9 protein-coding genes and 2 pseudogenes are annotated in these 9810 nt (G+C 58.9%); 3 read left to right on the top strand and 8 right to left on the bottom strand.

Going from position 1 to position 9810, the window contains the following annotated elements; genetic code table 11:
• The 3 genes and pseudogenes from VNC39_RS11020 to VNC39_RS11015 form a co-directional block, all read left to right on the top strand.
• Positions 1 to 640: methyl-accepting chemotaxis protein (locus tag VNC39_RS11020; protein ID WP_325399120.1), on the top strand; the 640-nt coding region annotated here is incomplete at its 5' end.
• Positions 621 to 719, top strand: a pseudogene (locus VNC39_RS17460) (hypothetical protein); the annotation flags it as partial. The gene VNC39_RS11020 and the pseudogene VNC39_RS17460, both read left to right, overlap by 20 nt.
• Before the next feature lie 5 nt (positions 720 to 724).
• On the top strand, positions 725 to 994 hold the full coding sequence (locus VNC39_RS11015; RefSeq protein WP_325399118.1) for a chemotaxis protein CheW: 270 nt from the start codon (positions 725 to 727) through the stop codon (positions 992 to 994).
• 56 nt (positions 995 to 1050) lie between these two features.
• Here VNC39_RS11015 and VNC39_RS11010 read toward each other — a convergent pair whose 3' ends face one another.
• From VNC39_RS11010 to VNC39_RS10975, 8 genes and pseudogenes are all read right to left on the bottom strand, one after another.
• Complete coding sequence (locus tag VNC39_RS11010) at positions 1051 to 2487, bottom strand: MmgE/PrpD family protein (protein WP_325399116.1); 1437 nt, start codon at positions 2485 to 2487, stop codon at positions 1051 to 1053.
• A gap of 377 nt (positions 2488 to 2864) precedes the next feature.
• Entirely contained in the window at positions 2865 to 2972 is a 108-nt protein-coding gene (locus VNC39_RS11005) for a DUF4113 domain-containing protein (RefSeq protein WP_325399124.1), read from the bottom strand.
• Between the two features lie 348 nt (positions 2973 to 3320).
• Positions 3321 to 3620, bottom strand: coding sequence for a TetR/AcrR family transcriptional regulator C-terminal domain-containing protein (locus VNC39_RS11000; protein WP_325399122.1), 300 nt, complete (start codon positions 3618 to 3620; stop codon positions 3321 to 3323).
• A 39-nt stretch (positions 3621 to 3659) separates the two neighbouring features.
• A pseudogene (locus VNC39_RS10995) lies at positions 3660 to 3943 on the bottom strand (transposase); the annotation flags it as partial.
• Between the two features lie 706 nt (positions 3944 to 4649).
• A complete protein-coding gene (locus tag VNC39_RS10990; protein ID WP_325399114.1) occupies positions 4650 to 4943 on the bottom strand; it encodes a helix-turn-helix transcriptional regulator in 294 nt (97 codons plus the stop codon).
• A gap of 243 nt (positions 4944 to 5186) precedes the next feature.
• Entirely contained in the window at positions 5187 to 5633 is a 447-nt protein-coding gene (locus tag VNC39_RS10985; RefSeq protein ID WP_325399112.1) for a hypothetical protein, read from the bottom strand.
• A complete protein-coding gene (locus VNC39_RS10980; protein ID WP_325399110.1) occupies positions 5630 to 6838 on the bottom strand; it encodes a tyrosine-type recombinase/integrase in 1209 nt (402 codons plus the stop codon). Before VNC39_RS10980 ends, VNC39_RS10985 begins: the two co-directional genes overlap by 4 nt.
• 489 nt (positions 6839 to 7327) lie before the next feature.
• Complete coding sequence (locus VNC39_RS10975) at positions 7328 to 9145, bottom strand: ArnT family glycosyltransferase (protein WP_325399108.1); 1818 nt, start codon at positions 9143 to 9145, stop codon at positions 7328 to 7330.
• Positions 9146 to 9810 lie beyond the last annotated feature (665 nt).

Genomic DNA, 9810 nt, shown 5'->3' with positions numbered 1-9810 from the left:
CAAGCAGATCGCCAACATCATCGGCGTGATCGACGAGATCGCCTTCCAGACCAATCTGCTGGCGCTCAATGCCGGGGTGGAAGCGGCGCGCGCCGGCGATGCCGGGCGCGGCTTTGCGGTGGTGGCGACGGAAGTGCGGGCACTGGCGCAGCGTTCGGCCGATGCGGCAAAGGAGATCAAGGCTCTGATCTCGGCCTCGACGCAGCAGGTCGATACCGGCGTGAAGCTGGTGAGCGAGACCGGCCAGGCGCTCGGGCGCATCGTCGCGCAGGTGAGCCAGCTGAACGGTCTGGTGGTAGAGTTGGCGGCCTCGGCCAAGGAACAATCCACCGGCCTCGGCGAAGTGAACGCGGCGGTGAACCAGATGGACCAGGTGACGCAGCAGAACGCGGCGATGGTCGAACAATCCACCGCGGCGAGCCATGGGCTTTCGGGCGAAGCCCAGGAACTCGCGCGTCTCGTCAACCAGTTCAACATCGCCGAGACCGAAGCGGCACCAATGCTCAAGCGCGCCACGCCCAAGGCGCTGCCGGAGAAGCGTGTGGTGACCACTTCCGCGCGCAAGGTCGCCATGCTGTCGCACAAGACTGAGGCGAAGCAGCCGGTGCCCATCGGCGCGGATGACTGGAGCGAGTTCTGATCATGGCCACGATCAGTTACTGTGCATGCGCGTGGGCGATCAGGCGCTTGCCCTAAGCATCCGCGCCATTCGGGAAATCAGGGGGTGGAGTTCTTCCACCCCTCTCCCGCACGCGGCGTCTTACATCAAGGGTATCGACGCGGCAGCGTACTGGCCATCATTGATCTGGCGGAACGGTTGGGCCTGCCAAGCATGCCGCTGCACGGCACGTCAGTGGTCGTCGTGATCGAACATGGCGAGCGTTTGATCGGCTTGCTGGTCAATGCGGTCTCCGACATCATTACGGCGACCGACGAGATGTATCATGCCACGCCAGACAGACAAGCCGCCTTTCATTGTAAAAAAACGCTCTAAAAATTGTATAAATTTTAGTGGGGCCTGGCTAAAGCAAATCGCCAGGCCCCTACGGCTTATGCGGCGATCAATCCACGCAGCTGCCGGACATCCTTCAGTGTCTCCAAGTGCATGATGGCTTTGATCAGCCCCTCGGTCTTCTGAGTGCCCAACACGGGCCCCATCAGATCCCTTGCCTTATCTGCAACATCATCCGGGCTCATCGGATTTTCCACCGTGCCGGGCGGATATTTTGTGAAATGTTGGAGCTGCTGACCATCATTCGTGGTGATGGTAACGATCGCTCCACGAGGAGCTGCCGGGTCCATCAACGCCTGATCGGCCACCACTTTCACTTTGGCGCTCTGTGCCAAGATTTCCGGGTAGCGCATCCCCGCGAAATCGTCCGCATCCTTGAAGGAGACACGGCCCTTGAGCAACGCCACCGCGACGATATAGGGGCAATTGACATCCGGCATGGCGCTGGCCCCGACAATGCCGATAGCATCCGTGGGCAACTGCACCTCGATCGCCTTCACATCGTCTGGTCTCAAACGATACTGCTTCCGCAGCTTGAGCGTCGCGTCGATCACCGACTGGATCGGATAGCCGACAGAATAGGCCTTGATCGAAGTCTTGGTGATGTAGAAATCCTTGCCCAATCCAGCCACCATCAGTTCTGGTTGCGGCGCCAGGGAGATCGCTGCGAAGAGATTATGCTCGGTGTCCAGCACATCGCTCACGCCGGTCATGCCCGCCTTCACCATGCTCACCGCCGTCACGCCGTTACGTGCGCCCATGCCGGCGAAATCAAAGGATTTTTCTATATGCTGGCTGTCCTCCACCCAGCTCCACAGGCCGGAAACCTGCTGAGACGCATAGGAGATCGCATAGCGCATCTGCATCTCATCCAGCCCGGCCGGAACGGCAGCTCCTCCCAAGGCGCAGAAGGTCGAAGACGTGCCCTCCGCACTGCGGTGGTGCCCGCGCACTGAGGCCTGCCCCAGCGCCAGGATCAGCCGGCAGCCGAGATCATAACCCAGCGTCACCGCGCGGATGAAATTGACGCCGTCGCGCCCCTGCCATTCAGCCATGGCCAAAGCCGCCGGCACGGTGGAGCTGCCCGGGTGCGCCTTGCTGCTGGCCTCGAAATCATCTGTCTCGTCGGAATGCGCGCACATGGCGTTGGCCAAAGCCGCCTCGACCACATTGGTTTGCAGCCGAGTACCGACCACGCTTGCCTCCGGGCTGCCACCCAGGCTTTTCACATAAGCGATGGCCTCCTTGCCGGGCTGCAGACGAGACCCCGACACCATCGCCCCGAACGTGTCCAGAACATGGAGCTTGCAGGCCATCACAACCTCGTCCGGCAGTTTGGCGGCGCCAGCACCGGCCATATAACTGGCCAGCTGAGCGGTAATATCGCCTTCCGCCCGGGCCCGCGCCAAGGGCAAGCCGGCGAGCGCTAAGCCGGCACCCGCAGCGCCGAGCAAAGATCGTCTACGTATGGTCAAAATTGATTTTCTCCTTAGTTCCAGAATGCAGCGTCGAGCTAAGCCCTCGTTATGTAGCAAAAACAATTTGTTAGTTAAAGCCTTATCAATGGCTTATGGACGGGCGACTGCGGCTACAATGCATGGCGGTGCCCGCCCGATGCGTTGGATTGGAGCGACAACAGGCGGCGCAACGTCAAACACATCGAAGCGGCCCATCTATCCGCACAGTTTCGAGCTGAGACCGCAATTTCAGAGGAGCTCGATCGCTACTGGCGCAATGCGCGGACCATTACCGCGCATAACCCGAGGACCTACCAAGCGCGGTCGAATCCTATTTCGACACACATTATGCCATCCGCGATCGCGCCTTGCTAAAACGCCTCCGCCACCAGCATCTAATCAGGAGTGGCGTGCCTGCCCGCCCAAGCACGGACCATCCCGGTTGATGCTGGCCCGCAACATTCCGCGCCAAACCGGGCATTGACCGCGTCCAGCGCCACCATGGCCTGGGTAGACTTAGCGCGATCGCGGGTCGTGAGCATCGCGCCTTGCTGCCGCGCGGGCGCCAACTCGCCCAGCATGACGGCCGCCTTGAAGTACCGGGAGCAAGGCCGCCAGAACGCGCGCCGCAGCCGCAGGCCTCGCCAACCAGCGCCATCTTGTCCGCGATGTCGGCTCGATCCGCGCCCCAAGGGAACCGCTGTACCAGGCATCACCGTTGTGTGGATTGGTATGGGCGAAGACCGAAAGGTGCCGGGCCTCCAGACCGCCGTGAACGAGCGGCGCCTCGGGATTACTGTCAACCCTGCCGCGACATGGAGCCGGAAGGAAGCTGTCCCGGCGCGGAGAATTTACGGCACCGCGTTCGACTGCGGGCGCCGGTAACGCTGCAAGAACATCCGGACCGTCTCTTCAACCACATCGTCGAGCGAGACCGGTAGGCTTTCCCGCCCCATCATCCAAGGCCAAAGAGAGAGCTCGTTGAGCATCCCCATGAACTGGTGTGCCGCCAGCGCAGGATCGTGGCAATCGAGAATGCCCAGCGACGTCAGATGGGCGAGATACCGCACAAGCCGCTCGGTCTGGGGATCCATGACGGTGGCGAATTCTACGGCGATCCAGGGAAACTGACGAGAGTCGGCCACGACCATGCGGAGGAAGCCGTGCCCTGGCATTCGGAATGATCGCGGGACCTTTCCCCCTCGCTTTAATAAGCCAAATACAGGGACTTTTCCGGACGCCCCACGCCCGTGCTTGTCTTTCCGGTAGCCGCCAAAATAGCTCTCGTCGGCCTCCACTTTGCCAGTAGCTTGCTGGCGATTAGTTGACGCGGGCGTTGGTAAAAACGGATCGCCGTGTTCGGCTGCACGCCGACAAGCTCAGCCGCCGCTCGCGCCGTCGTCCCAGCCACAAAATGCTCCAGAAGGCGCTGCTGCCGGGACACAGATAGACGGCTCTTGTGAACGTAAATCATCAGCTAAGCTTACCCTTCAAGCTTTTTTGCTCTTGGTTCGCAAAAAAGAAGCTTTTCTTTGCCTACGGTTGTCCGACGCGCCATTGGCCGGCCAGCGGCGTGCCGTTAACCGCAAAGTCTCCGACAATTCGGTCCTTGTTCCTATCTGCCGGTGTGGGGTGAGCCGAACGAGAGAACTCGGTGAGATAAAAGAAAACGCTCCTTTTGCCTGCAGATGCACATGTGACGTTGTGGCGCACGGCGATGCTGGTGAGGGGCTTCTTTACCCCTGCTTTGTTCATCCAAAGCGGCCGGCGGTGGCCAACGCATAAAAGGCTTCAGTATAGAGTCTAATAATAACAATATTTAGATATGAACTGATCAAAGGGGCTGCTTACTGGTGAGGCTCTGAGTTGTGGTCAGACTTCCCCCTAACCCATGGACACTTGCGCGTCCTATGGGGGGAGAAGCCTGACCGGGTGTTGGGGTTGCTCACCGGAGCCGGCCCTTCGCAGCGGTCACGATGGGGTGACACTCACCGCCAATCGATGTCTGCGTTTTTTGGCCGGGGCCTCCCATAGGAGGTGTATCCCCAGGCACGGGCGATCGCAGAGCAGCTGATGCTGACTTCCTCGCCCCGCGGATTTGGTGCACCCAGTGGTATCCGCGCTGTTATTCGATCTGCCGCCACCGTATTCAGCCGTCCAGCAGACCGTCCGTCAAAACGCTAGAAGGTGGTAATCTCCTTCTTTGCGTTGATCGCAGCGGCGGCCACGGCCGAGGCTTGCATGCGCTCGATCTCCCAGCGCTCGAGGTCCTCGACGCACCAGCCAACCGAGCGTGGGCCCAATTGGATCGGCTTGGGGAACAACCCCTTCGCCATCCAATCATACAGGGTCGAGGTCGGCAGGCCGTAACGGGCGGTAACCTCGGGACGGCGCAGAATGATTTTGGTCACGTGAGACACGAGCAATTCCAGTTGGTGCAACTGACTGGAACGTGCCGTCACGACCTGGGACATAGGGGGGGGATTTTGTTAATGTCCGTATTTCGGCGTCATTGCCACGCGCCGCCGGGATTGTTTGGTGAGCCTATTTTTTTGTGAGCGGCGTCTCGTGTATGCTTAGGTAAGCCACTGACGCCGAACGGATTCAATGCGAACCGTGCCTTGCGAAGTCTCCGTTCGCTCAGGTCCAATTTGGTGACACTCGATCGCCGCGTGCGCCGATCAAGGAAAACCAGAACCGTAGGCGGATCGCTTTGGCTAGAGGTCGAACTCGTGCTGACCCGCGGGCATTGCGGGCTCTGCGTTCCGGCGTGTTGACCGTTGTTTTGGCTTCGGCGCCGGCGAGGGCGTGACCAGTTCGGATTGTTGGCTTTGTGGACCCGGCGTGCGAGATCGCTTGGGAATCCTATCCGGCGTTACTTCGGATGGAGGTACCGGTTTCCCCTTCGCGTTTTGAGCCTTGAGGATCCGGTGGATTTGCTTCTCGCTCAGCGTAAATTCCTTAGCGAGCCGCGCCACGGTCCCGTCTGTCCCGGCGGCCTCAAGATATTTCTCGTGGATCTTCATATTCCGGACGGATTGTGATCTGGCAGTGGCGCTCGCCCGGCCGGCCTTTATTCCGCGCAGGCTCAGCTTGAGAACGCTGAGCTGCGCCTCGAGCTTGGCGATCTCTTGTGTGAGCGCCTCCTCTGTTTTGAGGTTCATCGATCAGGCGTTTTGGGTACAGCGGCAGCCGGTACACAGTACCGCCCCCACGCGTCGGCAAGAAGGAAGCGTTTTTGCAGCAGATCGCCGCGCTGGTATGCCTTCACCACCTTGTCCGAAATCGTATGCGCCATTGCCATCTCAACGACTTCGGTAGGGAAATTGGTCTGCTCTGAGGCCCAATCCTTAAAGCTTGACCGAAAGCCGTGCGCCGTGATCGACGACCGGTTCATGCGTTTCAGCAATTGCAAGAATGCCATGTTCGAGAGATGCCGCTTTGGTTGGCTCGCTGGGAAGACATATTCTGATTCGGTCTTCTTGCGCATCGCCGCCAACAGGGCGAGAGCGGGCTCTGATAAGGCAACGCGGTGCTCGCGTTTTGCCTTCATCCGCTCGGCGGGCACCGTCCAAATACGCTTCTCCTCGTCGATTTCGTCCCACCGTGCGCCAATTACCTCGCCGGTCCGCGCTGCTGTGAGGATCTGGAATTCCAGGCCACAGGCTCCGGTGCCGGGTTGTCGGCGAAGTTCCTGGATGAAAGAGGCGACCTCGGCGTAAGGCAGGGCCGGATGGTGGCGCACTTGCTGGATCTGCCCCCGGGCGGGCAGCAGCTTGTCGAGGTGACCACGCCACCGCGCTGGGTTCTCGCCGCTGCGGAAGCCGCGAACCTTCGCCCAGTCGAGAATGGCCTCAAGCCGCCCGCGCAGCCGGTTGGCTGTCTCGGTCTTCGTCTTCCAGATCGGCGTGAGCACGCCCATCACGGCGTCTGTGTCGACGTCCCTAACGGACATCTTACCGATCACCGGGTTCGCGTAGGTCCGGATGGTGCTGGTCCATTGCTCGCTGTGCTTCGCGTTCCTCCAGGACGGCTTGTGCGCTTCAATATAGGCCGTCGCGCAGTCCGCGAAGGACGTTGCTGCCACGGCCGCCGCCGCCACGGCCTGCTTCGCCTTCCGGGCTTCTATCGGATCAACACCTTCAGAGAGAAGCTTGCGGTACTCCTGGACGCTCGCGCGAGCATCTGCGAGGGGCAAAATAGCCATGGAGCCGATGCCCATTTCCCGAGTGCGGCCTCGGAGCGTATATCTGAAGATCCATGATCTGGCGCCTCCGCCGGTCACCTGGAGGTAGAGTCCGGCGCCGTCCGGGTGGTAACCTGGAACCTTGATTGCTGCCGCCGACCGCGCCGTGAGGCGCGAAACCAACCGTCCGCCCAACTTGGCTACCCCCAATTCTACCCACAAGACAAACGTAGAACATGCCGGATTTGGTTGGAAGAGGTTGGAATAACTTCTCTATTTTACACTTCTAATTCAATAGTTTATTGTATAAAAATGGAATCTGTTGGAACCTGTGAAGGCGGACACCTCTTCCGCCAGATATTGCCCGCCGGAACGCAAAATTAAATGAACAGATGTGCCCCGCTATTCCTTGCCGGAATGGCTGCGCGGCGATGACTAGCCGCCCCCCAACCTGATACCGTAGCTGATATGTCCGCTTCAGACAGGACATACAATCCGCCCAGGGCCGCGTTTGCGGGCAAAGCCCGATCTGCTTCGGTTCGGATGCCGGATAGAACGCCCTGGGGTCTTCGGGCGGATCATAAACCCCTCCATTTGGTTGGAAACATTATTGCGCCCCCCTAACCTTGGGGCAACACCATTATCCTCTCTACCGCGCGGTGTGGGGCCCTCTTAACGCTCGTCGCCTGCAACAACACCATAGCCACCAGAAACCCGCCGGTATCCTGCCATCCGATAGGCAGTGGTCGGACACCTCTGGTCATTGGTTTGGCGCTTCCATACCGTGACGTAATGCCCATTCGGCATGACCCATCGAGCTACGGATCGAAAACCCGCTTGCATCGCCGCGTCCACCATTCGGCCATTATTCACCAGCGGGCGAAACTGCCTAGCCTCGTCATCGGATGTGAGCAAAAGACATGCTAACGCGGCATCGCCGCGCGTCAACCACATCAGATCGCCCGTCACCGTATCTCCGGTCACAATCGGATCCACCTGTAGGAGGCTGTTCTCTGCGCCGCCACTAATCAGTTCCTGCAGACCCACCGTATTCACATTGTAGAGGTAGTGACGAAATCCGAATGCCGTGGGAGTCTCTCCCGCCATCTCGTGTATTCCAGCACCAGTGACTGCACTGAAATCAACCCATGCTTTGCCCGTCGCGGAATTGATCGGTTGGGCTGGATCGTTGCTGATGAAGCCGCCATTCGCCTCATAGACTTCAATTTCGCCCCTGCCATCCGTAACGATATAAGAACCAAATACGGGAACATCAATGCTCCAGGGACGCGCGATTTTTAAATTCAGGTCGAGAGATGGCATAACGCCGAGAACCACGACGAGCGTCGCGACAGTCGCGATAGCCGCGCGGGGGACCCTGTTGCGGTTCACTTTGCTGCACGACCAGACTGAAAGCACGATTGCGGCGGGCACTATCGGCGCCAAGAAGGCGTCTCCCTTATTTTGAGAGGAAGCCAAAGCCGCCAGAGCCTCAATAACATAAATAATAATCGGAAACGGCGCTGCACACGCGGCGATACGAAGAAAGGCGCTTACTCCATTCAGTGCGACACTCCGTCCAGCGAGCAAGAGTATCGACAGAAACCCCGCAAGCATAACCAAGAAATGGGGCAGATGCACATAGAAGACGACAATCCTCGCCATGAGGAGCCAATTGGCAACATTGAATAGAGATTGGCTTTGGCCATATTCCGCAGCATGGTTTCCATACCCGAAACTCAGCAAGTATCCGAATACGTAGCGCCCGTTGGGCCAAAACCATGACGCCGCGGTGGCCAGCGCTAACAACAATGACAATGCCAGGACCAGCAAGCGTCGTCGCCGATCCGCAGGTTCGGCAATCGTGTAGATGAATGCGCCCAATACGATTCCTGGAACGAAGGCGACGGTCATCGTCCTTGCTAATGGCATCAGGCCGAAACATACGCCAAATACTGACGCCCAACCGAAATGGCGAAAACGATCGGATCGCAGAATCGCCACCAGAGCCATTGTAACCACGGCTGTCGTCGGAAGCGCGAACATGAAGCTGCGGGAATAGGTAATGACAAGCGGACATGACGCGACCAAAGCGGCGCTGACCAGTCCGACCTGACGTGATCCGAGCGAACATCCCAGTAAGTAGGTTGCTGCGATAAGTGCCGCACCAGAGAGCAGAGGAACCGCAAACCCCACAATCACATGCGGTCCGGTGATGCAATACAACAGCCCAGCAAGCGCCGTTGTCAGGGGCGCTTGAACACTGGGTCCCAAGACAGCTTCGAGAAGTCCTCGAATCCCATCATGCACAAATCCATAATAATCGGCAATCGAGACACCAAGATAGCCCGCTTCATCGATGTCGAGCGGTTGTCCGTGACGAAATAGCCATATCCATCGCGCATTGATCACCAAAAAAACAAAAACAATTCCTAACAAGCCTAAGGTAAAGTGGATACGCAGCCCCATGGGATGGCTGTATAGCTTCATTAGGGAGTAAACTCCTTTCGTTCGTTCCCGCAGGCACGACAGATATGTCCTGAAGAGATACTATCGATTTCGCAACCGTTCGTAAAACGCCAAATCGTCATAAAGAAAATTGTTGAGCCGCTGCCGAATTGAGGTGTTCGCCATATCCGCATGGCGCAGTGCCCCCTAAGCGCCACCCAGCAACTGATCGCACGATGGGGGCGCCGTACTGGCAAATGCCGTGGTGCCGCTTGACTTGACGTACTCAGTCGTCCGACATGTCTGGCCCCTAGCGGATGACAACGGCACGATCGCCATAAGGCGCTGGTGGTGGCACGAAGGGCAATGACCCCACCACGAGCCGCAAGGGCGGCGAATCTGTTACAGAATCGACACGACAAGAACAAATCGCGCACAACTCGACGAGTGTAGCGGAACATAATTTAGAGCGCGAGGAGCCCGTGCGGCAGCCGTGACGATCGGGCGCGTGCTGGTGTCTGCACCGTGCCGAGCGGCGCCATCTGAAGCGGCATCAAATCGACGTTAGACAAGCGCCCCCTGTATGAGTGGCCCTGCCCTCCATCCTGCCGTATCCAGTAGAAGGGTGCCGCTGGGCGACGATGAGTGGCAGGGGTGAGCGAACGCGAAACTCGCCCTCCCGTTGGATGAATGAACTCACCCCAACG

It is taken from the genome of Acidocella sp. (assembly GCF_035535915.1).
Classification (GTDB): Bacteria; Pseudomonadota; Alphaproteobacteria; order Acetobacterales; family Acetobacteraceae; genus Acidocella.
This window is presented reverse-complemented; position numbering and strand designations above follow the sequence as displayed.

What these genes read in the sequence shown, in the direction of transcription:
- VNC39_RS10975 (WP_325399108.1), bottom strand. Translation starts at nt 9,145, where the DNA reads ATGAAGCTATACAGCCATCCCATGGGGCTGCGTATCCACTTTACCTTA.
- VNC39_RS11005 (WP_325399124.1), bottom strand. Translation starts at nt 2,972, where the DNA reads ATGGTGGCGCTGGACGCGGTCAATGCCCGGTTTGGCGCGGAATGTTGC.
- VNC39_RS10990 (WP_325399114.1), bottom strand. Translation starts at nt 4,943, where the DNA reads ATGTCCCAGGTCGTGACGGCACGTTCCAGTCAGTTGCACCAACTGGAA.
- VNC39_RS10985 (WP_325399112.1), bottom strand. Translation starts at nt 5,633, where the DNA reads ATGAACCTCAAAACAGAGGAGGCGCTCACACAAGAGATCGCCAAGCTC.
- VNC39_RS11000 (WP_325399122.1), bottom strand. Translation starts at nt 3,620, where the DNA reads ATGGTCGTGGCCGACTCTCGTCAGTTTCCCTGGATCGCCGTAGAATTC.